This is a genomic window from Edaphobacter sp. HDX4 (genome assembly GCF_036877565.1).
Taxonomy (GTDB): domain Bacteria; phylum Acidobacteriota; class Terriglobia; order Terriglobales; family Acidobacteriaceae; genus Edaphobacter.
This window is the reverse complement of record NZ_JAEDXW010000008.1, coordinates 147,680-173,323: the sequence shown is the minus strand read 5'-3', so window position 1 is coordinate 173,323 and position 25,644 is coordinate 147,680. Positions and strand designations below refer to the sequence as shown.

At 57.0% G+C, this 25,644-nt stretch carries 19 protein-coding genes; 10 read left to right on the top strand and 9 right to left on the bottom strand.

The genetic code is table 11. The features are described from left to right. Positions 1-2: 2 nt before the first annotated feature. Together atpD and atpC are read left to right on the top strand one after the other, a co-directional pair. Positions 3-1,445 (top strand): F0F1 ATP synthase subunit beta, encoded by a 1,443-nt coding sequence (gene atpD, locus JAO29_RS10265; protein WP_334268116.1) that lies wholly within the window; start codon positions 3-5, stop codon positions 1,443-1,445. 95 nt (positions 1,446-1,540) lie between these two features. After that, the gene (gene atpC / locus JAO29_RS10260; RefSeq protein ID WP_334268115.1) at positions 1,541-1,972 is read left to right on the top strand and encodes an ATP synthase F1 subunit epsilon; all 432 of its coding nucleotides are present in this window, start codon (positions 1,541-1,543) and stop codon (positions 1,970-1,972) included. Positions 1,973-2,045: 73 nt separating this feature from the next. Here the strand turns inward: atpC and aroE are convergent, their stop codons facing one another. Beyond that, on the bottom strand, positions 2,046-3,653 hold the full coding sequence (aroE, locus tag JAO29_RS10255; protein ID WP_334268114.1) for a shikimate dehydrogenase: 1,608 nt from the start codon (positions 3,651-3,653) through the stop codon (positions 2,046-2,048). Positions 3,654-3,826: 173 nt separating this feature from the next. Here aroE and pgeF point away from each other — a divergent pair, with 173 nt between their 5' ends. From pgeF to JAO29_RS10240, 3 genes are all read left to right on the top strand, one after another. After that, positions 3,827-4,690 carry a peptidoglycan editing factor PgeF gene (gene pgeF / locus JAO29_RS10250; RefSeq protein WP_334268113.1) on the top strand — a complete coding sequence of 288 codons (864 nt, stop codon included), beginning with the start codon at positions 3,827-3,829 and terminating at the stop codon, positions 4,688-4,690. Positions 4,691-4,733: 43 nt separating this feature from the next. Beyond that, positions 4,734-5,336: a TetR/AcrR family transcriptional regulator gene (locus JAO29_RS10245; protein ID WP_334268112.1), complete on the top strand. Its 603-nt coding sequence runs from the start codon at positions 4,734-4,736 to the stop codon at positions 5,334-5,336. Positions 5,337-5,448: 112 nt separating this feature from the next. Continuing rightward, complete coding sequence (locus tag JAO29_RS10240) at positions 5,449-7,065, top strand: DHA2 family efflux MFS transporter permease subunit (RefSeq protein WP_334268111.1); 1,617 nt, start codon at positions 5,449-5,451, stop codon at positions 7,063-7,065. A 6-nt stretch (positions 7,066-7,071) separates the two neighbouring features. Here the strand turns inward: JAO29_RS10240 and JAO29_RS10235 are convergent, their stop codons facing one another. The 6 genes from JAO29_RS10235 to sppA all read right to left on the bottom strand — a co-directional run bounded on the left by JAO29_RS10235 (position 7,072) and on the right by sppA (position 14,871). After that, a complete protein-coding gene (locus tag JAO29_RS10235; RefSeq protein WP_334268110.1) occupies positions 7,072-10,167 on the bottom strand; it encodes an efflux RND transporter permease subunit in 3,096 nt (1,031 codons plus the stop codon). Between the two features lie 4 nt (positions 10,168-10,171). After that, positions 10,172-11,278 (bottom strand): efflux RND transporter periplasmic adaptor subunit, encoded by a 1,107-nt coding sequence (locus tag JAO29_RS10230; protein ID WP_334268109.1) that lies wholly within the window; start codon positions 11,276-11,278, stop codon positions 10,172-10,174. A gap of 8 nt (positions 11,279-11,286) precedes the next feature. Continuing rightward, a complete protein-coding gene (locus tag JAO29_RS10225; RefSeq protein WP_334268108.1) occupies positions 11,287-12,564 on the bottom strand; it encodes a TolC family protein in 1,278 nt (425 codons plus the stop codon). A 77-nt stretch (positions 12,565-12,641) separates the two neighbouring features. Further along, positions 12,642-13,040 carry a hypothetical protein gene (locus tag JAO29_RS10220; RefSeq protein WP_334268107.1) on the bottom strand — a complete coding sequence of 133 codons (399 nt, stop codon included), beginning with the start codon at positions 13,038-13,040 and terminating at the stop codon, positions 12,642-12,644. A gap of 158 nt (positions 13,041-13,198) precedes the next feature. Further along, positions 13,199-13,552, bottom strand: coding sequence for an HU family DNA-binding protein (locus JAO29_RS10215; RefSeq protein WP_334268106.1), 354 nt, complete (start codon positions 13,550-13,552; stop codon positions 13,199-13,201). Positions 13,553-13,797: 245 nt separating this feature from the next. Continuing rightward, a complete protein-coding gene (gene sppA, locus JAO29_RS10210; protein WP_334268105.1) occupies positions 13,798-14,871 on the bottom strand; it encodes a signal peptide peptidase SppA in 1,074 nt (357 codons plus the stop codon). A 189-nt stretch (positions 14,872-15,060) separates the two neighbouring features. Between sppA and JAO29_RS10205 the strand changes: the two genes are divergently transcribed. From JAO29_RS10205 to JAO29_RS10190, 4 genes are all read left to right on the top strand, one after another. After that, positions 15,061-15,891: a dolichyl-phosphate beta-glucosyltransferase gene (locus JAO29_RS10205; RefSeq protein ID WP_334268104.1), complete on the top strand. Its 831-nt coding sequence runs from the start codon at positions 15,061-15,063 to the stop codon at positions 15,889-15,891. Positions 15,892-16,178: 287 nt separating this feature from the next. Continuing rightward, complete coding sequence (locus tag JAO29_RS10200) at positions 16,179-16,526, top strand: hypothetical protein (protein WP_334268103.1); 348 nt, start codon at positions 16,179-16,181, stop codon at positions 16,524-16,526. 31 nt (positions 16,527-16,557) lie between these two features. Then, the gene (locus JAO29_RS10195) at positions 16,558-18,195 is read left to right on the top strand and encodes an NHL repeat-containing protein (protein ID WP_334268102.1); all 1,638 of its coding nucleotides are present in this window, start codon (positions 16,558-16,560) and stop codon (positions 18,193-18,195) included. A gap of 150 nt (positions 18,196-18,345) precedes the next feature. Beyond that, positions 18,346-19,197 carry a proline dehydrogenase family protein gene (locus JAO29_RS10190; RefSeq protein WP_334268101.1) on the top strand — a complete coding sequence of 284 codons (852 nt, stop codon included), beginning with the start codon at positions 18,346-18,348 and terminating at the stop codon, positions 19,195-19,197. 350 nt (positions 19,198-19,547) lie between these two features. Here the strand turns inward: JAO29_RS10190 and JAO29_RS10185 are convergent, their stop codons facing one another. Beyond that, a complete protein-coding gene (locus JAO29_RS10185) occupies positions 19,548-20,870 on the bottom strand; it encodes a TlpA disulfide reductase family protein (protein WP_334268100.1) in 1,323 nt (440 codons plus the stop codon). A 750-nt stretch (positions 20,871-21,620) separates the two neighbouring features. On the opposite strand from JAO29_RS10185, the gene JAO29_RS10180 reads away from it, so the two are divergent. After that, a complete protein-coding gene (locus JAO29_RS10180) occupies positions 21,621-22,052 on the top strand; it encodes a DUF4279 domain-containing protein (protein WP_334268099.1) in 432 nt (143 codons plus the stop codon). 921 nt (positions 22,053-22,973) lie between these two features. Here JAO29_RS10180 and JAO29_RS10175 read toward each other — a convergent pair. Further along, positions 22,974-24,908: a sulfatase-like hydrolase/transferase gene (locus JAO29_RS10175; protein WP_334268098.1), complete on the bottom strand. Its 1,935-nt coding sequence runs from the start codon at positions 24,906-24,908 to the stop codon at positions 22,974-22,976. Positions 24,909-25,644: the final 736 nt, after the last annotated feature.

The window sequence follows — 25,644 nt, the reverse complement described above, 5'->3', positions numbered from 1 at the left end:
CTATGGCAGAGAATATTGGAAAAGTGATTTCGATCAGCGGCCCTGCCGTTGACATTCAATTCGAAGAATCCAGGATGCCGGCCATTTATCAGGCCGTGCGTATCGTCAGCGAAGGTTTTTACGTTCCCGAGCCCAAGGATGTTGTCGTCGAAGTGCAGCAGCACCTCGGTGAGGGCCGCGTGCGCTGCATCGCGATGACGGCGACCGAAGGTCTGGTCCGCGGAATGAAGGCGATCGATACTGGTGCTCCGATCTCCGTTCCTGTGGGCCGCGAGACGCTGGGTCGTGTTCTGAATGTGCTGGGAGAGCCTGTAGACGAACTGGGCCCCGTGCACGCAAAGAAGTATCTTCCGATCCATCGCCAGGCTCCCGCATTCGATGAGCAGTCGACCAGCGAAGAGATGTTCGAGACCGGCATCAAGGTCATCGACCTGATTCAGCCCTTCTTGAAGGGCGGAAAGATTGGTCTCTTCGGTGGTGCTGGTGTCGGTAAGACCGTCGTCATTCAAGAGCTGATCAACAACGTTGCCTCCAAGCACGGTGGTTTCTCTGTATTCGCTGGCGTGGGTGAGCGTACGCGTGAGGGAAATGACCTCTGGCACGAGTTCCAGGAGTCAGGCGTTATCGATCCCAGAGACTATACGAAGTCCAAAGCAGCACTGATCTACGGCCAGATGACCGAGCCGCCAGGAGCGCGTCTGCGTGTTGCTCTGACCGGTTTGACTGTCGCCGAGAACTTCCGTGACGAGGAGGGTGCCGATACGCTTCTGTTTATCGACAACATCTTCCGGTTTACGCAGGCGGGCTCTGAGGTCTCCACGCTGTTGGGCCGTATGCCTTCGGCCGTGGGTTACCAGCCAAACTTGGCTACGGAGATGGGACAGCTGCAGGAGCGCATCACCTCGACGAAGAAGGGCTCGGTGACCTCGGTACAGGCAGTGTACGTACCCGCCGACGACCTTACGGACCCGGCTCCGGCAACAACGTTCGCTCACCTGGATGCGACGACAGTGCTCTCACGTCCTCTCTCTGAGCTTGGAATCTATCCTGCCGTCGATCCACTGGCGTCGACCTCGCGAATTCTTTCGCCTCGCGTTGTCGGTCAGGAGCACTACGACGTCGCTCAGGGTGTGAAGAAGATCCTGCAGCGCTACAAAGATCTGCAGGACATCATCGCGATTCTCGGCATGGATGAGCTCTCTGAAGAGGACCAGATGACGGTTCGCCGCGCCCGCAAGGTGCAGCGCTTCCTCTCGCAGCCCTTCCACGTGGCTGAGATCTTTACCGGCATTCCCGGAGCCTACGTGAAGGTGGAAGATACCATCCGCTCTTTCAAGGAGATCATCGACGGCAAGCACGATGACATTCCGGAGCAGGCCTTCTATCTGAAGGGCGGTATCGAGGACGTTCTGGCTGCAGCTGAGAAGATGAAGGCCACGGCTTAACTACCTTCTGCGGCTCCGAATGTTCGATATGTGCGGAGCCGCAAAACATACGATGTTGTTTGATTTAGATTCTGGAAGCGTAGAGTTAGACGAGTATGGCAGATACTAACCAATCCGGTCTCCTTACAGTTCGCCTGGTGACGTCGGATCGCGTGCTGGTGGATACAACAGCAGAAGCGGTCGAGTTGCCATCGATGTCGGGATATCTTGAAGCCCTTTATGGTCATGCGCCATTGCTCGCAGAGCTTGGTGCCGGCGAGGTTCGGTTGCACGGCGGTCAATCAGGGGATCAGACCTTTTTCGTGGCCTGGGGCTTCGTCGAGGTGCTTCCCGAGAGGGTTACTATTCTGGCGGAACATGCTCTTCATCCAGAAGAGATCAACGTGGAAGCAGCGCGTGCGGAGCTGGCCGAAGGCGAAAAGCTGTGGAATGAAGCTGGTGACGACGGCGAGAAGTATGACGAAGCTAACGCCATGAGCCGCCAGGCCGAAGCGAAGATCCTCTCTGCTGAGGGGAAGCGCACCTAAGAATTTGCAGACGTTCAAACGATAAGCCACCCCATTGTGGGGTGGCTCTTTTTTCTGCTCTGTGAAAGCAGGATCAGGACGCCTTCTTCCGCTTGGTTCCCGCCGTTTTATCTGGCTCCTGCGAAGACTCGGATGCCGCGGCCTCTGCCTGCTGTCGAAGAGAGTGAATGACGACGCGCAGCATCTCTTCTTCAGGGGCAGGCTTGCCGGTCCAGATCTCAAACTGACGGGCGCCTTGCTGCACGAACATCTCAACTCCGGTAATGAACGGAATGCTCTGTTGCCGTGCAAGGCGGATCAGCGGTGTCTCCAGCGGGTTGTAGACGAGGTCGAAGACCAGCTTGGTGTTCAGATCCTTCCCTTCGAGGAGAGGCGCGGCTTTCTGTCCTGCCATGCCGATCGGAGTCGCATTGATGATTACATCGAACTCTGTCTTTGCGACGGCTTCTTTTTTGATTGTCTTCGAACCAGATTGCCGTGCCAGTTTCTGCGCTGTGTCGGCGGTGCGATTAAGGATGAAGACATCGGCACCCTTATCGCGAAGGCCGAAGACAGCAGCCCGGGCGGCGCCGCCTGCACCGAGTACGAGCGCCTTCGCACCGCGTAGCGACATCCGTTTTTCGAGCGGTCCAATGATTCCGGCGACATCGGTGTTGAAGCCGTACAGCTTGCCGTCCTGAGCGCGTAGAACCGTATTGCAGGCGCCAATCTTCGCTGACAGGGGATCAGTCTTCTCCAGATGAGCCATGATCTCCTGCTTGTGCGGCATCGTAACGCTGAGCCCCTGGATGGGCATCTCCTGAACCAGCTTCAGCAGATCGCTAACCTTGGCAGTCTGCAACGCGAGATACACGGCGTTGACGGTCTCTCGGCGGAAGGCCGTGTTCATCATGATGGGCGAGAGGGAACTGCGGATCGGATTTCCTGCGACACCGTAGACCTTGGTCGCGGCGTCTACTTGATCGATACGGTAGGTCTCAATCAGCGTACGGGCGGCAATCTGGCCGGGTCCGGTCTCTTCTCCTGGCGTTGCCGCAGCGAAGGTGAAGGCAGAGCCGGCACGCAGGCCCAGGACTCGCGAGATGATCCCGGCGTCACCCATGCAGATTCCGATGATGTTTGCCTCGTCGCGCATGCGCTCCATGAAGCGCATCAAGGTTACGTTATCGGAGAGGTTCTTCGCCGTGGGAACGATCTTGTAAAGGTCCGGCTGGAAGGGGGCCATGCGCTCGTAGATCTTGTCCAGATCCTTAGTCGCCGTAAAGTCATGGTGACTGATGATCAGTGCAACTCCGGTATCACGCAGCTTCTGTAGTTCGCCCTTTTTCAGTGCTTCCGCCGATTCGAGCTCGACATCGACGATGTGGAAGCCAGAAACGGCAGCCTTGCAAAGTATCTCCATCTCTGCTGCCAGGGTGCCGGTAAACTTTCCACCGTTTTCTTCTCTGCGACAGGTGGCGATTCCGGTTGCAGCCGTATTGTCAGCGAAGAACTGCTTCAGTTTCGGGATAGCGTTGAGAGGCTTATCCAGGTAATCAAGCCTGAACTCGAGAAAGGGGGTCTCCTTGACGACAGTGCTTGCTTTTTCGATCATTTCAACGGCTGTCGTTCCGGTAATGGCGACGCAAACCTTGCCAATGCGGGTACGGAGAAGTTGTGTGGCTGCGGTGGGAGTGGGCACGTTCGCTCTCATTATCTACAATCGCGGTATCTTACAGAGCCGCGATAACAGATGCAAATTTTGTTGATGGAGAAGATACTTACCATGGTGGATCGGTTGCCTCGAACCGCCTTAAGGGAGACGTTGGGGAAGGTGAAACGTCATCGCCATTCTACTTCTAGAATGAATAAATTATGACAGAGTTACCGCTTCTTCAGGTTCCTGAATGGCTAAAGTTTTCCTGGCTTAGGCATGGATTCAGCACCCGTCACGGCGGTGTATCCAAGGTGTATGGCGAAGATGCGTTGAATTTGGGCTGGACGGCCGAAGATGACCCTAGTGCAGTGCGCGAAAATCGGAGACTTCTGGTCAATGCCGCTGCCGGGGAAGCTTCTTCCAGTAATGGTATGAAGTTAGTAACGGTTCGCCAGGTCCACTCCAGCCGCATCCATGTCATCCAGGCTCAGGATGCCCATGCGGGGAGGCTGGAGACTCCGGAAGGAAAGGCGGTTCTTGAAGGCGATGGCTTGATTACGAACGAGCACGATGTTTTGCTTGCTGCGGGCACGGCGGACTGCGTTCCGGTTCTGCTTTTGGATCCGCATCTGCGAGTTGTAGGAGCCTTCCATGCAGGCTGGAGGGGGACCGCAGGAAGGATCGTGGAACAAGGGGTAGAGAAGATGCAGAAGGACTATGGGTCCAATCGCCATGACCTTCTGGCAGCAATTGGGCCCAGCATCGGAAGCTGTTGCTATACCGTCGGGGAAGACGTCAGAGAGAAGTTCGACGATGAGTTCTCCTACAGCTCGACTCTTTTTCACGAGACTTCGAATACCGCGCAGGAGATAAAGTTCAAGATCGACCTCTGGAAGGCAAATAACCTGCAACTGCTCGATGCCGGGTTGGAGAAGAAAAACATTACTGTCATTGGAGAATGCACCGCCTGCACGTTGGAACCTTCTGGGCAGCCGCGCTACTTTTCACATCGCGCCCAGGCTGGAAGAACCGGACGCATGCTGAATGTCATCGGGATTCGGAACACGAAGCAGCAAAGCTGATGAGACTACCCAGTCTCTTTTTGCATCCAATGGAGAGAGATATATGAACAAGGGCGAGGAGACACGGCAGAAGATTATCGCGGCAGCGGCGCCTCTCTTCAACAAACAGGGATACGCCGGGTGTGTCATCAAAGACATCATGGCGGCCACTGGACTCGAAAAAGGCGGAATCTATCGTCACTTCGAGAGCAAGGAGGAGATCGCGGCCGAAGCCTTTGATTATGCATGGTTGGTAGCTTTTGCTGCCCGGCGTCAGGGACTGGAAGATATTCCAGATCATGTAGATCGCCTGAAGCAGCACATCGCGCGCTTTGTAACTCGTCCGAGCATTCCTGGTGGATGTCCACTGCTAAATACCGGAGTGGACTCGGACAACGGCAATCCCATCCTGCGTGAGAGAGTTCGAAATGCACTCAGGGGATGGCAGAAGATGCTGCGGTCAATCATCGTGGAAGGGATCGCCGCCGGAACCATCCGCCAAGACGCCGATGCGGAAAAGGTGTCACGCCTCATCATCTCGGGGCTGGAAGGCGGGATGCTCGTGAGTCGAATCGAGAAGAATGACGAAGCATTGAAGGATGCTCTCGAGCATCTGGATACCTATCTGGAAGCCACGGTCCGGGTACCGAAATTCCAGAAAGCCTGAGGCAGCCTCTCCGGGGCCTCACTGATTTCAGAATCCTCCTGCCTCTCCGCACATCTGAATCTTTGATCACAAAGAGACTGATTGGTCTCAAATGTGAGTCGCGAGGTTCGGAATGGGAGCGGTTCAGGTACTTCCTCAGCAGAAGGTCGCAAAGTCCAAAGCTCCAGTCAACCCGTGGGTGGTCGCGCTCACAGTGACCCTTGCAACCTTCATGGAGTTGCTCGACACCTCGATTGCTAACGTGTCTCTTCCTCATATTGCAGGAGGACTCGGGCGCAGCTTCGACGAAGTTACCTGGATCCTGACCACGTATCTGGTAGCCAATGCTGTCGTTCTTCCAATGAGTGCATGGTTGAGCCGTGTCTTCGGTCGGAAGAACTACTACATGGCTTGCGTCGCATTATTTACGATTACTTCGTTCTTCTGCGGCATTGCGCCAAGCCTGGGCGTGATGTTGTTCAGTCGCGTTCTGCAGGGCATCGGGGGTGGAGGGCTGGCGCCGGTGGAACAGGCGATTTTGGTAGATACTTTTCCTCCGGCAAAACGCGCGTCTGCATTTGCACTCTACACGGTTGCCATCGTGACGGCTCCGGCGATCGGACCTGTCTTGGGCGGCTGGATCACCGATAACTACAACTGGAGATGGGTCTTCCTGATCAATATCCCGATCGGCATCCTCTCGCTCTACCTTACAAATCGATTTGTAAATGATCCCCCCGCCTTCAAGGAAGAGCGTGAGAGCGCGCGGCGCGGCGGCCAGTTGAAGATCGATGGGGTGGGAATCAGCTTGATAGCTTTAGGCTCCGCAGCTCTTGAGATCATGCTCGATCGCGGACAGATCGATGACTGGTTCGGAAGCGGCTTCATCTGCTCGCTACTCGCAATTGCGATCGTCTGCTGGGCTTTGGCCATCTATTGGGAGTTAAAGACCGACGACCCGATCCTTGAGCTGCGCCTGCTACGCTATCCCAATTTCGCAGTCGCATCGGTCTTTTACTTCATCTTTGGCTTCGGGCTGTTCGCCACGACCACCATGATTCCGCAGATTCTGCAGTCACTCTATGGGTATCGCGCCATTGATGCAGGTCTTGTCCTGGGGCCGGGCGCATTCGTGATAACGCTGCTTGCCCCGGTGGGAGCACAGTTGGTTCAACGTGGGATCGTGCATCCCAGGACTCTGCTGATGGGAAGCCTGCTGACGGTCTCTGCGTCGATGATCTACTACAGCGGCCTTACGTTACAGACCGACTATCGACACTACGCATTGGCCCGTGCGTTTCAAGGTCTGGGGTATGCCTTCTTCTTCGTTCCGCTAAGTGTCTTAGCGTACTCGCAGCTCAAGCCGAATGAGAATAATCGCGCGTCGAGTCTGACCAATCTATTTAGAAACTGGGGCGGCAGCTTCGGAATCTCGTTCGCGACCACATTAAGCGAAAGGCGTCAGGACTTTCACCAGTCCATCATGTCGGCCAACCTGACGAGTTCAGGAGCGTGGTTCCAGGATTCGATACGCCGGACTACCGACTATCTGGCCAGCCAGGGATACTCGCATGCCGATGCAGCCAGGGCTGCCTATCTGCGCTGTTACAACCAGATGATCGCGCAGACTAGTCTGCTGGGCTTCATGGACGTCTTTCGCGCCATAGGTTGGGTGACTCTGGCCGTAACGCCGCTGCTCTTATTTGTGCGCAGATTCAGTGTCTCCGGTAAGCCCTCAGGAGGACACTGAGGCCCGTTACCGGGCCTCAGTGTCTTCCATCGTTGCTTCATCCTCCTCGATCGTCAGATGTGTGCGTTGACGCAGCAGCAGGGGCATCACGAAGAGGATGGCAATGATGGTTGTTGCCATTCCGCCGACTACAACGCGCGCCAGAGGCTGTTGCGCCTGAGCTCCGATACCGTTGGAGACGGCAGCGGGTAGAAGGCCAAGGCCAGCCGCCATGCAGGCCATCACGACAGGACGCATCTCGTCGACACAGCCGTGTTCAAGACCCGTTCCGTTGATGCTCTCCCGTTGTGCTCTGCGGACTCCGGACATAAAGACGACGGCGCCCAGGGTAGCCACGCCGATCAGAGAGGTAAATCCGACCGCTGCCGAGATGCTGAAGGCCGTATGGGTCAGGAAAAGAGAGACGGTACCTCCAACAGCAGCGAAGGGGAGAGTCGCCACCACAATGAAGGCGTCCTTCCACGTACCGAACTGCATGTAGAGCAGGACGACGATGATCGCAAGCGAGATGGGAATGACGACTGCAAGCCGTGCCTGCTCCTTGCGGAGTGAGTCGAACTCGCCGGCCCAGGTGTAGTCATAACCCGTGGGCATGTGAACCTGCTGCTTGAGTTTTGCCTGCAGGTCCGTGATGGTGGTAGCGAGATCGCGTCCCCGAACTGAAAACTTGATGGGAATATATCGTCTGCCCCCTTCCCGGAAGATCTGGAAGCTTCCCTCACGTATGGATACATCGGCGATCTGGGCGAGCGGAATACGGCTTCCGTCGGGAGTAGGAATGAGGATGGATCGGATAGCCTCCGGCGTCGCGCGATTAGCCTCAGGATATCGAACGGTAAGGTCGAAACGCCGGTCTCCTTGAATGACTTGAGTGACGGGAGCGCCACCCACAGCCGCCTGGATGACCGCATTGATATCGTTCGAAAGAATGCCATAGCGTGCTGCTCGGCTGCGATCAATTTGGATGACCAGCGAGGGCTGACCTCCGACCTTGAAGACGCCGACATCCGCAACACCGGGGACACTTTGCATCGTGTGTTCGATCTTGTTTGCCAGCGAGGTAAGTGTATCGAGATCATCTCCAAATAGCTTCAGGGAGTTCTCGCCTTTGACTCCGGACATCGCTTCTTCGACGTTGTCCTGAATATTCTGCGAGAAGTTGAGTTCGATGCCAGGGAAACGCGATAATCGGCGACTCATCTCGTCGATGAGCTTCGGCTTGGTCATGCCCGGGCGCCACTCCTCCTGTGGCTTCAACGCTGCGGAGATCTCGATGTTGTTGAAGGTGGAGACGTCGGTTCCATCATCGGGCCTTCCCATCTGGGATACCGTCTGTGTCACCTCCGGAGACTGTGCAATCAGGCCTCGAAGCTGGTTCGCGATGTTCACCGAGGTGTCGAAGGAGATGTCCTGTGGAAGCGTCGCCCGGATCCAGAGATTTCCTTCCTCGAGCGGAGGCATAAACTCTCCTCCAACCAGGGCGAAGCACAGGATTCCAATGCAAAGCATGATGGCTGCCCCGATCCACACAAGGCGAGGGAAGCGAAGGCTATGATGCAACGCCCGCTCGTAGCCGTTCTTCAGTCGGCGGCTGAGCCAGGTGTATCCATCTCCCACCTTCTGCTCTGCAGGTGCCGTCATATACCCCAGGACTGGAGCAAAGATGAGCGCGAACAGCAGGGCACCCATTAGCGCGAATCCATAGGTGACTGACATGGGCGAAAAGATCTGACCAGCTACGCCCTGCATCGTAAACAACGGGATGAAGGCGATCAGAATGATCGCAGTTGAGAAAAGCACCGGACGCGCAGCATCCGTGACACCTTCGACAATCAGGTCCCCTGTCTGCTCCCCGGGCAGGCGTCGCGAGAGTTTGCGATAGATGCTCTCAAGGACGATGATCGAGGAATCAACCAGGATGCCGAAATCGATCGCTCCGATAGAGATAAGATTCGCAGAACGTCCGCTGAGAACCATCATTCCGAATGCGAACAGGACGGCGAACGGGATTGTTACCGCAGCAATGAAGGTGATGCGCAGATCTCCCAGCATCGACAGCAAGACCAACGTCACAAGTACAAGGCCGGTAAGGATGACCTCGCGAACGGTATGAGTCGTTCGATTGATCAACGTCGTCCTGTCGTAGATCGTTCGGATCTTCATGCCCGGGGGAAGCAGGCTGCCGGTATTGAGACTGGCGATCTTCTCCTTCAAAGCCTTCAGAGCAGGAAGAGACTTCTCTTCTTTCTGAAGAAGAACGATTCCTATAACGATGTCGTTGTCATGGTTACGCCCGACCTGTCCAAGCCTTGGTTGAAATCCTTCCTTGACTTTGCCGATGTCCCCGATCGTGATGGGTGCGCCGTTTTTCTCTGCGACGACAATGTGCGCGATGTCGTCCACCGAGTGAACCTGACCCAATGCGCGGACATTCACATTCTGATTGCCAAGCTCAACATAGTTTCCACCAGCGTTGGCATTGGAAGACTGGATCGCGGTGAGAACCTGCGGAAGGGTCACCCCGTAGCTCAGCAGGCGATCGGGATCCGCCTCGACCTGATACTGGCGAGTCGTCCCTCCATACGTCGTGATGTCGATAATGCCGGGAACTTGTTTCAACTCCCTTCGTACCAGCCAGTCCTGCGTTGCCTTCAGCTCGTTGAGACTGTATCCAGGGCCTACAAGTTGATAGCGGAAGATCTCGCCGATGGGCGACCACGGCGAAAGCTGCGGCTGCAGGGCATTGGGAAGCTGCAGCGTCTGTAGGCGGTTCAGGACCTCCTGACGATCGTGGAAGTAGTCAGAGTCGAAGCTGAAGTAAAGCTTCACGTCCGAGAGACCGAAGATCGAGATAGAACGGACCTGGTCCAGATGCGGCACGCCATTGAGCGTAGTTTCAACCGGAACCGTGACCTGCTGCTCCATCTCTTCTGCGGACCAGGAGGGATTCTGCGTGATGATCTCCACCAGCGGTGGTGACGGGTCGGGATACGCCTCGATATCCAGACGATAGAGAGCAAAGGCGCCGGCCGCGAGCATAACCACGAACAGGATAAGGATGATCGCGCGATAGCGAATGAACAAACGAACCAGTGACTGCACGCGGTTACTCTCCGTCAGATGGACGGAGCAGAGCCCCGCCTGATGTGACGACCTTATCGCCGTCGTTGATTCCTGTAAGGATCTCGATATTCTTCTTCGTACCGTTATCGAAGGTTCGACCGATGGTCACGGGACGCTCCTCGTATTTGCCCGATGTGTTCACGACAAACACCGAGTTCTTGTCGCCTTCATGAAGCACAGCGGTGGACGGAAGAACGATGGCATCGCGTGCAGCACCGGGGATCCGAATCGTCGCAAACATTTCGGCCTTCAATGTGTGCTTCGGATTCGGCAGAACGACCCTCAGCTTGAGCGTGTGTGTATTGGGATCGATCGCATCGCCTACATTGGTAACGCGGCCTGAGAGCGTCTCCCCTGCGTAGGCCGGTACAGAGACCTGCACCTCCCGACCCGGCTTTATGCTGGCCAGATCGCGCTCGAAGATGTCTCCGACGATCCAGACCGAGTCGATATTTGCGATCGTCGCGATTGGCGTGGCGTTGTCGAGGGATCGCTGCATCTCTCCGGCTGCCGTGCCGATATCAAGAACCACGCCAGAGATTGGAGCCCGCAGCGCGACCTGATCGGACGAGGTGTCCTCGGAAAATCCGAGTTCATGGATACGTTCCCGCGCGCGCTCAAGCTCTGAGTGCGCGGTCTGATCTGCCGCTTCCAACTCGTAGTAGTCGGCCTGCGACAGAACCTCATGCTGCAGCAGAAGCTTGCCTCGCGACAACGCTCGGTCGGTTCGTAGCACCTCGATCTTTGCTTTCTCGTAGTCCGATCGGGCCGAAGCGACGTCGCTGCTTTGCAGCTGTGCGATGACGTCGCCTTTCCTGACCTCCTGGCCCGGAAGAACACGAAGGCCGAGGATTCGTCCGCTCAGCGGAGGAAAGATGCGAACGACATGCGAGGGGTCGGGCTCGATGTGCGCCGGAATCTCAAGGTAATCTGTGCTCTTTTGCGAGTGAGCCACAGCGGTCTCAATCCCTGCATTCGCAGGCTGTGTGCTTTGCGCAGAGGGTGGCGCTGAGGATTTGCATGCCGTCAGCGGAGCCGCCACCATGGCAAGCAGAAGCAGAAATTCGGGACTTTTCTTGATCTTGTTCATTCGAACCTTCATGGGAGGATGTCCGTCGCAGTAGCGAAGCTGAGCTGGTGAAGTGCGAGCCATACCTGTGCATTCGCCGTGAGGGCGCCGACTCGGATGGAGCGATAGTCGCGGAGAGCAGAAAGATAATCGAGCAGCGTGGTGTTGCCGTTTCGATAACTGAACTGCAGGTTGTCGCGAACGTGACCTGCTTCGACGAGATAATGGCTGTTGTAGCGCTGAGCCAATCGTTGCGCAGTATCGAGTGCGATCCATGCCTGATCGACATCGGAGAATACCTGGTTGCGCGCGGCGGTTACAGACAGACGGCTTGACTCGACCTCGTAGTGCGTCCGTTGTTTCTCGCCCTGGTTGCGATCGAAGATGCGCAACGGAATAGAGACATTTACGCCAAACGTGTTGTCTGCGCCGCTTCGCTCGTACTCGCTCGATAGCGTCGGATCAGCCGTTCCTCCCGCTATCGCCAGACGAGCATTCGCTTCCGCTGCGGTAAGCGCCTGTCGTGCGGCAAGAAAGTCCGGCCTCGCAGCCAGGGCCTTTTCTTCTGCTTCGGTCAATGTCAGCGGGATCTGCGGCGGATCCAGCGTTCCGACGACGTCCATCGACGAAGCCGGGCGGTCCACGCCGAAGAGGAGCTGAAGCTGTGCCGATGCCTGCTGCAGGCTAAGGTTCGCGGTGTCGAGATCGGACTCAAATTGAGCCTGCTGGAGGTCAATGCGATCGAAGTCTGTTTGCGTGATGTCCCCAGCATCGAGTCTCGCGCGGCTCAGATCAACAGTCTTGCGATAGTCATTCAGGTTTTCTTCCGCGATCGCGCGCGAAGCTTTGGCCAGCAGCATGGTCGTAAACGCCTGACGAACTGCAAGCACAAGCTGTCGTTGCTGGTCTCGATATTGGCTCTGCGTGGAGTCCGCGACCGCCGTGGCGGATTCCAGACGCCAGCGGCGCTTCTGTCCGCGTTCGAACAGACGGGAGACTCCGGCGGAGTAGAAGAATGGGTTGCCGCCGGTGTTATTCACCTCCGGAAGCGTCATCGTCTGCCCCAACAGGGTGAGGTTGGGATTCTGGCGAAGCCCGGCCGTGATCTTGTCCGCTTGTACCGCAGAGACATGCTCACGCTCAGAAGCCAGGTTCGGGTTTGCGGCGATGGCTCGATCAACAGCCTGCTGCAGGGTGAGAGGTGCGACGGGCGCAGGAGACTGCGCAGAGGGTGACGTCTGTGCCGTGAGTAACGACGCCGCAGAGAAAAATGCGGCGCCGAAGACACGAAGGGCTTTCGGTGTCATGCCTACCTTCAGGTTTAAGCAGGGAAACAGAGATCCGCTTAAACGGAATTGCAAGTTTTATGTGGGAAAGACTGTGATTAGGCTGCGGAGGCAGCGAACGGAGGCGGGCGCACTCCGGCGGTACGGATAAATCCGTCCATCAATTTTCTTGCAGAACCACGCAGCGTGAAGCGGGACAATCGTGAAAACAGTACCGCAAAGCCAATCAAAAACAGAACGGCGAGCATTCCGATATCAAGGAGCGCTGCCGTGTCATGAGCCAACTGCGAAAGGGGCATTTCGCTTCGCCGGACGACATGTTCCAGTTCCGTGCGATTGTCCATCGCCACCAAATCATCTGTCATCGAGATCACGGGGAGCAGGAGAATGAGAAGAAGTACCAGAGCTATGAAGGCGCTCCAGTTCTGCTTCGAGTGGCCGTTTCGGACCGCTCGCGCCCAAGTGATGACCAGAGCGATCGAGACAGACAGCCACAAGAAATTGAGGAGTAGCTCCACGTTCTACCGAGTATAGAGCATTTGGCAAAGCATGCTGAAAAGAAGACTCGGCTGCTCACTAGTTTGTTAGCAAAATACGAATGGGCCAGTGTCTCAATGGAGAAGACAATGGCCCGTTCTCAAAACAAGACGACGACTTACATCGCCGGCGGATGATGCGGATCCACCTGCTCAGAGGAGGAAGCAGTCTCCGTCTTCGGAGAAGATTTCATCCCCGTAGGATTCACCGAATCCCTAAGTTCCTTCGAAGGTTTGAAGTACGGCACTCTTTTGGCGGGAACGTCCACTTTGTCGCCGGTCTTTGGATTGCGACCGGTCCGCGCATTCCGCTGCCGGGTTCGAAAACTGCCGAATCCGCGAATTTCAATTTTGTCACCAGCTTTGAGTGCGCCGATGACAGATTCAAAGAGCGTATCGACGATTACTTCTCCGTCGCGACGGGTAAGGTCGCCGAGGGAGGTTACTTTGTCGACAAGATCAGCTTTGGTCATGAGCGGGGTCCTTTCAATCAGGGAGGGCCGAGCGGGCTGCATCCAAATGCCGGCTTACTAGCTTGATTATAAATGGGATGCATCTCGAGGCCGAAAGGAAACCCGGCTTCCGGAAAGGAAAGGAAGAATATCTGGGCTCACGAAGGCGGCCTGAAAACTCGGCTCCCGGTAACCCGGGAGCCGAGGCGAAAAAACTGAGTCAAAATTCGAGAGAGAGGGATCAGTGCCTAAAGCCTGGTGCCCGGTCACTTCCACATGAAGTAGAAACCCGGAGCTCGATTGAGCATCTGGCCAGGATTGGGAAAGATGTCCTCCCCATTGTCGGCCAGGATGGAAAACAGGCCCCGCTTGTTCTTCGCCGGGCGAACGATCGTCGGCTCTCCGGAGATACCCACCTGCCTGGCCGTATCCAGCAGCGCCGTGCGGAAGCCGCCTATCTTGTCGATCAGTCCCAATGGGAGGCTTTGTTGCCCGGTCCATACCTGGCCAGTGGCAAGCGATTTGATCTTGTCATCGCTCGTATGGCGGCCGGTCGCGACATCGTGAACGAACTGCAAGTACATATTGTCCACAAGCGACTGAAAATAAGCCTGTTCCTTCGGGGTCAGATCCCGACTGGGATCCCCTGCATCCTTCAGTTCGCCCGCCGTGATGGTTACATTCTTCAACTTCGTCCACTTCAGCAGATCGCCGTAGTTCATCCACTCCATAATTACGCCGATCGAACCTACTACAGAGGCCTGATTGGCATAGATCCGGTCGCAGGCGCTGGCGATGTAGTAGGCTCCCGAGGCACCGACGCTCTCCACGGAGGCCACGATCTTCTTGTGCTTCTCTTCCCGGACGCGCAGAACCTCGTGGTAGATCTCCTGCGAAGCCGCGGCACCTCCGCCGGGCGAGTTGATGTGGAGGATGATCGCCTTCACAGAGGAATCGTCACCGAATTTGCGCAACTGACTGTTTACCGTCTCCGGCGAGAGGATGACGCCCTCGATGTCGATCACCGCGATGCTGTCCGTACCACCGATTCCGAGCCCGGACGATTCGGTCCCTTTTATCGAGCGAAACATGAACCAGAACATGCAGGCGAACACCAGACAGACCGCTGCGAAAGAACCTCCGATGGTTAGCACGTAGAACCACGGAGAGCGGTTGGTCCGTGGACCGGGCCGGTAGGCCGGAGGATACTGCCCCGCAGCATTGTTGTAAGGCCCTGCACCATATCCGCCTGCGGGCGGTGGAGGTGGGGGTGGTGACGGAGGCATAAACGACGGTTGCGGCGCAAAATCGTCGGGCATGTTGTGGAGTGTAGCAGGCACTCACCGGTGTAAACACCGGCAGGACACTGTCTCTGGGAAAACAGGCGATAGGCAGTTTATGCTTGTGTATGAAACTGAAACAGAAAGTGGTTCTCACACGTCAAATAGTTGCAGTATGATGAACGGCGTTATCCCAAGGATTCACTGTCGTCATGCAGGATTTAACCCCCGGGAGGGCCGGACCGCGCCATGGCGCACCCAGAATTCAGTATCGTCGTTCCTGCGTACAACGAAAGCACACGCATTGAGCATGCATTAGATCGCATTTTGTCCTGCGCAGAGCAGCAGGGATGGGACGCCGAGGTTCTGGTCGTCGATGACGGCTCAACCGATGACACCGCAGCAATCGTAAAGCGCTGGATGAAAACTCATCCCCGGTTGCACCTTATCCAGAATCCAGGAAATCGTGGAAAGGGCTACTCCGTCCGAAATGGTTTGCTGCAGGCAGCGGGCGAGATCGTCATGTTTACCGACGCCGATCTTTCCGCTCCCATGGAGGAGGCAGACAGGCTGTTAGCCTCAATCCGCGACGGAGCCGATGTGGCGATCGGTTCTCGCTGGCTCGATCGCGCCAGGCAGACGATCCATCAGCCACTCTATCGACAGTTCTTCGGACGTTGCTTCAATTGGATCACTCGGACGGTGATGGGACTTCCGTTCAAAGACACGCAGTGCGGATTTAAGGCATTTCGTCGCTCTGCCGCTCAGGTGGTCTTCCGTCTGCAGACCATCGAGCGCTGGGGCTTCGACCCGGAGATCCTCTTTATCGCGCAGAAACTTGGCTACGAGATTCGCGAAGTTCCCGTTACCTGGGGCCATGACGAACGCAGCCGTCTCAGCTATCTGAAAGACGGCATGAAGATGCTGGAAGATATGGCGGTGATTCGGGCAAACTCGATCGCCGGGCGTTATGACGAGGCGATAGCCGAGATCCGGGACACGACGTCGATGGTGACGAGGCCGGTTCGTCTGGCACCGCCTGTGGTCGTACAGCCTTCTCAGGATTCTGTCACCAAATAACTCCTTTCAAGATGGCGAAAACGGGAGAGCCCTCGCTCTCCCGTTTTCTTTTGCATTCCACCAATGTGGGATAGCCCGGCACCGTCTTTCACGACACACTCAATCATTCCTTCTGTAGAGCACGACCCTGCTGTGTTTTCTTCTCCCCTCAATGAGGGAGAAATGACGTGTGCCGCCCCCTTGGTTCCATGAATCGCTGCAGCCCTTTTTTCTTCTGAATCGCCTTGAACGGCGAGTCAGCCAAGGAGTGTTATGCGTTGTACGAAATCCCGGCAGGGGATAGGTGCGTGCCTCGTGGTCGCGACAGGAATGTTGCTCATCGGATGCGGGACCGGAGCAGGTCCCGGCTCATCCTTCTCATCGACCGGCTCCGTCCCGTCCGGAAGCGGCTCTTCTTCGTCTTCTACGACGACCACTCCGCCAGCGACGGGTACAACGAGCACAACTCCACCTGCTACAACGCCCGCCAATCCGTCGACACCGACGTCGACAACAACATCCGCCGCCGCCACATCCGCCGCCGGCACACCCGCCGCCGGCACACCCGCCACAACAAGCCCTCCGGTTACGTCTCCTTCGATACCTTCTACGCCTGTCACGGCATCCTCGGCCTCGCTGGTAGGGAAGATCTATAGTGGGCAAAACCTGCCGGTCAGCGGTGCGAGCGTGTCTCTCTATGCGGTGGGAACGACAGGTTATGGAACGGGAGCTCGCTCGATTCTCAGCGGATCCGGTTCTGTCGCTACCGACAGCCAGGGAGCATTCGTGGGAATGTATACCTGCCCCTCCGCGGCCGTACAGGTCTATCTGGTCGTTGTTGGAGGCGATGCGGGAGCGGGCAGAAATAGCGGCGCAGTCCTGATGTCCGCGCTGGGAGCGTGCGGCACGGTAGATGGGCATGCATTCGTGGTGAACGAGATTACGACGGTTGCCAGCGCGTATGCTCTGGCGCAGTTCATGAAAGTTGGCAGCACGGCGGTTGGCAGCAGCAGTACGAACTCGATTGGGATCGCAAACGGATTCAAGACCGCTAACAACCTGTATGACAGGTACAGCGGCCGTCTGCGCGCGAAGACCCCCGCAGGTAACGGCACCGTGCCGCAGACGAAGATCGATAGTCTGGCTAATCTTCTTGCCAACTGTGTGAAATCTTCGGGCGGATCGCTGGCCTGTACGAAGCTCTTCCAGTCGACAACTATATCGGGAGTCGCTCCGAAGGATACGCTGGCCTCGATCTTGAATATTGCTTTGAATCCTGCGATTCGCCTGAACTCTCTGGGGCTGACTGGTCCCTATCAGCCTTGGCTGGCGGGGGTGCCGAATGACTGGACTCTGAGCGTGGAGTACACCGGCGGCGGCCTGACGTATGGTCAGCTGATCGCGGCAGATGGCGATGGAAACATCTGGGTTCCCAACGCGACTGATCCTGGCACGTTGAGCAAATTTGGTCCTGCGGGAGAGGCTCTGACTGCATCTTCCGGCGTGACCGGGGGAGGACTGAGCTATCCGCAGGCTGTGGCGGTGGACGACGCGGGGGATGTATGGACGGCAAACGAAGGCAATAACACGGTCAGCGAACACACTCCGAGCGGTGGTGTGAAGTCAGGCACAGGCTTCAGAGCAAGCGGACTGAAGCTGCCCTACGCGCTGGCCCTCGACGCCAGCGGAAATATCTTCACGGCTAATGGAGATAACTCGATCACCAAGCTGAATGCGAGGGGCGGCGCTGCTGGCCAGTTCTCGCAGGGTGGTCTCGACTTTCCTTACGGAATCGCTTTGGATCACTCGGCGAACGTCTGGGTCGCGAACTACGGCTACAGCAACAGCGCCAGCAAATTTTCCAACGCGGGCACAGCGGCATCAACCACCGGCTACACCGGCGGCGGAATCAACGGTGCAGTCGGTGTTGCGATGGATGCCGGAGGAAATGCCTGGATCGCGAGCTTCGATCAGCCCATCGTCAGCAAGTTGAATCCTTCCGGGGCGGCTTTGTCCGGGGCGGGCTACAGGATTCCGGCGGGCGCGGCATCGATCGCTGTGGATGGCGATAACACGGTCTGGACGGCAAACTCGGACGGCTCGGTCAGCAGGTTCACGAACCAGGGAGCAGCGATCTCGCCGTCGACAGGATACGTTTCGAACGGAGCGACGGCTGGAGTCGGCATTGCTATCGATGCATCGGGGAACGTCTGGACTTCGGACAACTACGTGAACAGCCTGTTCGAGTACATCGGCGCGGCAGGGCCAACGACGATTCCGCTGCAGGTTGCGCTCAAGAAGAACCAGGTTGGAAAGCGTCCCTGAGTCGAGCTGTCGGAGTCGCAGGATAGAAGCGTGTGAGAAGATTTCAGTGGCGGCGCGGGCCGCACCGAGGTCTTTTGCAATTTGCTTCGATCTGCTTTCATAGCCCTGTCGCAGAACCGTCCGTTGAGAAGGTTTGCAGAGCGCTCTTCGATGGGAAGAAGAATGTCCGGGCGCTTTGTGGCGGGCATGACGCTCGACGATGTGCTCGCGGCTTGTGATCGGCTGAATCGCGAAGGAATCGCCGCCACGTTGGATGCGCTGGGCGAGAGCGTGACGACAGGGCCGCAGGCCGAGGCATCTGCTGAGGTCTATCACCGATTGCTGGATGCGATTGCAGCTCGCAGCCTGAATGCGAATGTCAGTCTGAAGCTGTCGCAGATGGGCATGGACTTCGATCCCGATCTGGCCGAGAGGATTGTGGGCAAGCTGGTCGAGCACGCTTCCGCTGTACAGTCGTTCGTTCGGATCGACATGGAAGCAAGCTCTTACACCGAGGCGACGATTGCGATCACGGAGCGTCTGCAAAGCCGCGGCGACGGGAAGGCTCGTGTCGGGACGGTGCTGCAGGCTTATCTTTACCGCACAGAGGCCGATGCGGAACGGCTGCTGGGGCAGGGAATCCGGATACGGCTGTGTAAGGGCGCTTACAAGGAGCCGGCCGAGATCGCCTTTCCGCAGAAGTCAGACGTGGATGCGAACTACGTGAAGCTGGCGGAGAGGATGATGACCTCCGGGGTGTTCTGCGGGATTGCGACTCACGACGAGGCGATCGTCGAGAATCTGCTGGCTTTTGTCCGCGAGCAGGGAGTTCCGAAGGAGGCCTTCGAGTTCCAGATGCTGTACGGGATCCGGAGGGACCTGCAACGACGGCTGATCAAGATGGGGTTCGGCGTCAGGGTCTATGTTCCCTTCGGTCCGGAGTGGTATCCATACTTTATGCGGAGGCTGGCGGAGCGTCCGGCGAACGTGATCTTTCTTCTCAAGAGTCTTGTGCAATCCTAGGTACCCCTCCCCGCATTTTGCGCAAAATCTTCCAAGATAAGGACTTAGGTTCGGACCTCTTTTGCTGCCCGTAAGTCAAACTATTGAAAATAAAGAACGTTATCTGCTTCTCTCATGCAAATTATTCTATTTAGGAGACTTATGGGATTTTCCCCGGGAATGATCGTCTTGGTATTTCCCTTCGTGCGGAGACCGCGGTCGGCTCCAGAAAGACGGTACCCGCATCTCTCCTCCTAATTAAGGATAGCTGGTGGACGGAAACAAAACGGCAATTCTATATCGTTGAAGGAAAAAGGATTGAGGGCAGATGGGGCTTGACATGGTGGCCGAGCCCCATCTGCGATGCAGGTTCATTTGGCTGCTGTGCGAGAGGGTGATGGCTCGGCGAGCAACCGCTGAACCGTCGCTGTGACCTCTTCCTCAAGGGCGTTGTGGGCCTCCGGATTGGCGGGACCGGCGAAGCCTGCGTGAACCTCGCGGACTCGGCCATCGCGCCCGAGCAAGAACGAGGTGGGCCAGCAGTTGAGATTGTCCGCCTGGGTGATCTTCTCGGTCAGCTGATCGGGTGTTCCGGCGACGAGGACCGGGTAGGTGATTCCGTAACGCTGGATGAAGGCGCGCAGACGGGTGGGGTTCTGGAGCTGATCTTCTTCTTCGAAGCTGAGGTCGACGATCTCCAGACCCCTGGAGTGGAACTGCTTGTAGAGGCTCTCGAGCAGGGGAGCCTCGTCGTGGCAGTTGGGGCACCAGGAGCCACCGATGGCCACGATGACGACCTTATCGCGGAAGCGCGGGTCAGAGCTGGAGACCTGTTTTCCGGCCAGATCCGGGAAGCTGAAGGTGAACGGGGTGGCGGGATCTTTGATTCGAGTCTGCTGGGTGGACTGGGTTGGCGCGGCGAGATTCTCTTTTCGTGCCTCGACGGGCCGCCGAGCGACCAGGTCCCGAGACTGCGCGCGCAGGGCATCCGAGGCCAGAAGATTGGAGACGCGAAGGGTTCCGTCAGGCTGGGGAACGATGGAATAGAGAGCGGGACCGGCGGCGGTGAAGTGGCTCGCTGTATATTGATGGCCGTCCCAGGATCCGTAGAGGGAACCGGTGTCGCCATCGATGCGCTGGACCACGGCCTTGATGGTAGTCCGGGAGCCGGGATCTGCGGAGGGCTGGATGCGAAGGAGCCAGGCGGATTCGCCCTTGTTGCTGGAGACGGCGATCTCCCAGTCGCCGCGAATATCAGGACTAATCGAGCTATCAGGACCGGTTTCGCTCGAGGAAGCGTTGGCGGTTCCGCGGTGGAGCGCGACCGGGACACGGGGAGTGGCGTGAGGCGCGTTGGAGGTAAGGCCGAAGGTGCCGGTGAGCTGATCGCCGGCGAGGTTCGCCTCGAGGGTTCGGGCGAAGTAGTTGAAGCTGAGCAGGAGCTTGCCGTCCTGAAAGGTGACGGAGGACGCGGGCGATCGCTCAGGGCCGTTGAGGAGACTAGCCTCCAGGTGAGAGGCGGATCCGGTGATCTGGAGCCGGACGGGGACCTGCTGACCGCGCACAGTTGCCGTTCCTTCCCACAGACCGTCGATGGCGGAGGGAGAGGAGGCGTGGAGGAGCGCGGCTGTGAGCAGGAGCTGGCCTGCAAGCAGCGCCGAAGCAGCCGAAAACTTACGAGCAAGGGCTTTCATAGAGGCTCGACTCTTTTCAGGTTGTATGGAGTGTGGGGGGATGCAGGAAGGGAACGCTTTCAAGAGCTACAGCGTACACGCCTCTGCGCTGGCCAGCTTAGGAGCGGCGACAGCGGCAACAGAGGGTGTAGTTAGCGTTCATCCTATTTAAGGATAGGACGGCGGAGCGGAGGCGTCAAGTGAGATGGAGGTCTGCCGTACGGCTTGGAAGGGAGAGGATAGGCAGTTTCGTTCCTGCTTCCTCTCAGGATCTGCACTCTGCATGCTGAGGACAAAGTGGTCTTTTGCCTGAAATCCGGTCAGAACCACGATCCTTCGGCTTCGCTCAGGATGACACCTTGGAGGAGACGAGGATTCACGATGAGCGCGGGGACGGTCCGGTACCTGATCAGGCGTCGCTATCGCTCGCAGGAACACCGCCAAGGCTCGGGAGATCTGTGATCTGCCAGGCGCGCGTGCGGGGTTCCTGGAGACATCCCCAAGCGACAGCGGCGCGCTTCTCAGGGGGTGCTGGCATCCTGGCCTATCGTCAATAGGTGGTCGGCCAATTTGACGTGAACGACCTCCGACTCCGACCAGGACCTCCTTCTTGAATGCCATCGTTGGGTCGAAGGCTCAAAGAACGCCTTTGTATTCTCCCGAAGCTCGGAGAACCGCCCAGTCACTTCCCAGAAGCCGACATATCAGGAGTAATCACGTGGATTGCGGTTGATGAGGCCGAGGACGCTCTCAATACCCAAGCTAAACGATATGCTGACCTTGATGGTCAAAGATAACGAGCAATACGCGTACCTCACCGTGACGGGCGATTTCGACCCAGAACAGATCACGTCTGTCTTGGGATTGGTGCCTTCAGAGAGCTGGAGTAAGGGCGACCGAAATGAGCGCACACACTACGAGCGTAAGTTCAGCCGCTGGTCTCTGGAGTCACGCTTGGCTCGGTCTGCCTCGCTTGAGGATCACGTTCGCGATGTACTAAAACAAAGTCTCAATTACGCAGAGCAGATCCGGCAGGTAGGGCGTGCGCACACAGTCTTCATTCAGCTTGTTGGTTGGTTCCACACTGACTATCCCGGCTTTGGTCTGGACTCCTCGACTATCGCTGGGCTGGCCGAATTGAATGTCGGCATAGATTGCGACTTCTACTACCTGTACTCCCACGAACGCGAAGATTCAGATTAATCAGTACAGCGGTACTAAAAGGATTACTCCTCATAAACGCTCATAGCGTCAGTTTAGGATTGCTGACGACAAGCCGACTTGGAATGGACCGCTTCTATAGAATGCAGTTCATGCAATCAGGCAACTAGGTGACGAGAGCGTAGTGATGACCTTATCCCGTTCGCGTACTGTGGCGTATTTCTTGATCGTTCTTGCAACGATGCTGCCTCTGACCTACGTCGGTTGCCATGCCCTCCCTGAGTCAACGTTCCAGTTGGAGAAGGCTTCTCGGCTCCCACGGTGGCTTGCATTACCTGCAGGCTTCGCGCCAATGGATGTCTCCGTAACAATGAGTTACTACAGCTACCCTTGGGGAAGCAGAGCAGGATTCGTTATGCAAGACCATGCGAAGCATACTCTGCGAAGTGCAGAAGGCAGCGAGGGTTGCGGATATTGGTCTTTGAAGGACCCCTTCAGAAACGGAGCACCATTTAGTTACCCGGCATACACCGCGGTTACGGTGGCGGGCGTAACTGAGATCATGATGCATAAAAAGATGGAACCGTTTTTCAGCGTCACAGACGACGCAGCGGTCTGGAAGCAATTCGAGTCTGTTTGCGGGAGAGTCGCCAAGTCCCGATAAACGCTCATAGCGTCAGTTTAGGATTGCTGACGACAAGCCGACTTGTAGGGAGTAATCCAGTTCGTCCTCGGAAACTGTATACCTCCTCTCCCAGAGGCGCGAGCTTGCGATAGCCGGATTGCAGACACTTTTGATTGCAGATTCAGTCAGTATCTGTGACTGCGAGTATGGAAAGTGCGCGATCTCGCTGATCGAACGAGATCTCGGAGGCTGGCTACTCAAGGCGTTAGGTGTTGAATAAGACTCAAAGGGAGGCGCGGAATGAGCGCCCCCTGAGTTTTTGCGGTTCGGACCATTCGTTAGAATTGCCCACCGTAACCGAGCAGCTTACGCAAGCCGTTGCCGGTCTGCCATGTGGAGTCCGGCTCGTTCTTGATGAGATCGCGGAATGCTACGTGGGCGATCTCCGCTTTGATCTGCTGGAAGCGCAGCGAGTTGGGATCGAGGGGATTGCCGGGTAGAGGCGCGGCGAGCTCGTTGGGGATGTAGTTGTTGATGAGCGCGTCGTACCCCTGCTGGGCACGGGGGTCTTTGGGGTTGCTGAAGAGCTCGAGTTTACCGGCCTTGGTGGAGTAATCGTAGAACTCGAGCTGCACGGTAGTGGGGTCAATGGTGACGGAGAGCGGCTTCCAGTCGGCATAGACACCGACCTTGGTGTCCTCGGTGCGGAGGGCGAGGATGTTGGTCGGGGAGTTGTTGAAGTTGAAGTAGCTGGGAGCAATCTCGTCGGTAGCGAAGAGAAGATGGTCTCGGCCGGGGGCCCAGCGCGACTTCAGCATGGAGTATATGTCATGGCGGTTGTTGTAGATCTGGTTATAGGGGGCCTGCGTTAGCCAGGTTGTGTCGCCCTTGTTGCCGAGGGTGACGAACATGTTGAGCAGGTCGACGGAGGAGCAGAGGCCTGTGCGGATGGTGTTGGTGTCGCCGGTGAAGCGGCCGCTGGGGTCCATGACTATGAGCGGGATGTGGGTGCACTCCTCATAGACGGTGCCGATCTTGCCCTGAACGAAGCCGTGCGCGCCACTGTATTCGCCGTGGTCGGAGGCAAAGATGATGACGGTGTTGTCGATGACGCTCTGGGGCAGTTTGTGGAGCTGATCGAGTACCTCGCCGATCTGTTGATCGACGAGCCTGGTGACCTGGGTGTAGCTGTCGAGCCCGCGCTGCCAGTAGTAGAAGGGCGCGTTGCCGACACCGAAGCCGAGGTTTCCCTTGCCGTAGGGAGTGACCTCGAAGCCGAGCTGAAATGGGTTAGGAGCAATGCCTCCCCAAATGGCGGCTGAAAACTGCTGAATGTAGGTGTGAGTGGTGGGTTTGTTGAATGCCGCGTACTTGGTGGGATTCTCCCAGTTAGGGGGAAAGAAGGGATACCCCTGAGGCGGAGGTGATTTGAGCTTGTTGATGTTCCAGTTAACGATGGGCGGAGTCGTTGTGTAGTCGGTGAACTGCTTGAGTTGGGCACTTGGGGGTTTCTTCTGGTTGTAGTTCGCGAAGACGTTGGTGTAGGTGAGGAACTCGGTGCCAGCGGGATAGAATTCGCGGTCGTGCGGGTTGACGTAGCCGACAGTCAGACACCAAGGGGCATCGGTGGTCTTGACGTTTTGCAGGTAGGAGATGACCTGGTTGGTGGTGTAAGCGTCGTTGTGGTATGGAGGAGGTTCCGTTGGGTTGGGGGGAGGCGGTGGGGGAATGGGGTCGCCGTAGGTGCCTTGGAGGTTGAATCCGACTACGTCTGGGGGACTGTTCCAGGCGAATCCGTAGGGGGCGGTGTCGCTGGGGCCGCTGGGGATGGAGACGTGCCACTTGCCGTAGTAGGGGGTGGTGTAGCCGGCCGCCTGAAGGAGCTTGCCGTAGGTGGGAAATGAAGGATTGAGGACCGGCAGCTTGGGATTGGAGAGGATGGTAGAGATGAGCCAGCTTTGATGGGAGTAGAGTCCGGTGATGATGGTGCCGCGAGCAGGCGTGCACGCGCATGCCGCGGTGTGGTAATTGGAGAACTTTACGCCGCCTTTCCAGACGTGTTTGTAGAGATTCGGCATGAAGCGCCTGAAGTATTCTTCGGCGCTGTTGACGCCGACGGGGAAGACGGTGGGCCAACGCAATTCGTCGACGAGGATGAAGAGGATGTTGGGTTTCGCTCCTGGTTCGGTAATGTTTTGAGAGAAACCAAGACGAGTGGCGACACTGGCGCCTGCGACGGCGGCGGTAGTTTTCAGGAAGTCTCTGCGTTTCATTGTCTATTCTCCAATTGAAGAAATGCGTTGCTGCTGAGAGTGAACCTCGGAGAGGCCCGAAGCCGGAATGGCAACCCACACGGGAGATACAGGAGATAACCGAGAGTTTGCACAATGGTTGATCTGAATTTGTTTCAGAGCCTGGTAGATAGCTTTTCGAGAGCGGATGAGGGCTCTCGATGAGGCATCGGTTTAGTTGGAATGAAGCAGGGAGCCGGGGATTCCTGGGAATTTAGGGGGCAGATAGAATTCTGAAGAGAGCCACGGACGAGGACCGAGGAACGTCGCGAGGATCACTCACGCGCCGGGCAAATCTTACGCTGGGCACCAAGAGGGGTCAATTCGATACTGGGAAAAATCGAATGAACATGGTCTGTCTTATGCGAACCGGATCTCAGAGGTCAACCAACGTTCGTTGCCAGTTTGCCACCCTCGGCATGCTTACTCTCCTGATCGCAATGGCGATAACAGGCCAACGAACTCATTGAGCTTCGTTTAGCAGATGAGTATCCGGAAACGCCGTTCCCGGAAGCAGCGTGGGGTACTGCTGACGAGAAGCGGACTTGTGAGGACCTTCTCTTGAGTCGTCGCGGGCGCAACGGAGGAGGTCAACGTAACAAATGTAGAGTTCAAGGCCTGATTACCCCGGATGGTGCCAGGATGTGCCCGTCCGATCAACCAAGCGCAGGATGACGACTTTCGGTCGACCAGACCAGAAAGCCATGGCTGATCCGAG

What these genes read in the sequence shown, in the direction of transcription:
- atpD (WP_334268116.1), top strand. Translation starts at nt 3, where the DNA reads ATGGCAGAGAATATTGGAAAAGTGATTTCGATCAGCGGCCCTGCCGTT.
- atpC (WP_334268115.1), top strand. Translation starts at nt 1,541, where the DNA reads ATGGCAGATACTAACCAATCCGGTCTCCTTACAGTTCGCCTGGTGACG.
- pgeF (WP_334268113.1), top strand. Translation starts at nt 3,827, where the DNA reads ATGACAGAGTTACCGCTTCTTCAGGTTCCTGAATGGCTAAAGTTTTCC.
- JAO29_RS10245 (WP_334268112.1), top strand. Translation starts at nt 4,734, where the DNA reads ATGAACAAGGGCGAGGAGACACGGCAGAAGATTATCGCGGCAGCGGCG.
- JAO29_RS10240 (WP_334268111.1), top strand. Translation starts at nt 5,449, where the DNA reads ATGGGAGCGGTTCAGGTACTTCCTCAGCAGAAGGTCGCAAAGTCCAAA.
- JAO29_RS10230 (WP_334268109.1), bottom strand. Translation starts at nt 11,278, where the DNA reads ATGAACAAGATCAAGAAAAGTCCCGAATTTCTGCTTCTGCTTGCCATG.
- JAO29_RS10225 (WP_334268108.1), bottom strand. Translation starts at nt 12,564, where the DNA reads ATGACACCGAAAGCCCTTCGTGTCTTCGGCGCCGCATTTTTCTCTGCG.
- JAO29_RS10215 (WP_334268106.1), bottom strand. Translation starts at nt 13,552, where the DNA reads ATGACCAAAGCTGATCTTGTCGACAAAGTAACCTCCCTCGGCGACCTT.
- JAO29_RS10205 (WP_334268104.1), top strand. Translation starts at nt 15,061, where the DNA reads ATGGCGCACCCAGAATTCAGTATCGTCGTTCCTGCGTACAACGAAAGC.
- JAO29_RS10190 (WP_334268101.1), top strand. Translation starts at nt 18,346, where the DNA reads ATGGGAAGAAGAATGTCCGGGCGCTTTGTGGCGGGCATGACGCTCGAC.
- JAO29_RS10185 (WP_334268100.1), bottom strand. Translation starts at nt 20,870, where the DNA reads ATGAAAGCCCTTGCTCGTAAGTTTTCGGCTGCTTCGGCGCTGCTTGCA.
- JAO29_RS10180 (WP_334268099.1), top strand. Translation starts at nt 21,621, where the DNA reads ATGCTGACCTTGATGGTCAAAGATAACGAGCAATACGCGTACCTCACC.
- JAO29_RS10175 (WP_334268098.1), bottom strand. Translation starts at nt 24,908, where the DNA reads ATGAAACGCAGAGACTTCCTGAAAACTACCGCCGCCGTCGCAGGCGCC.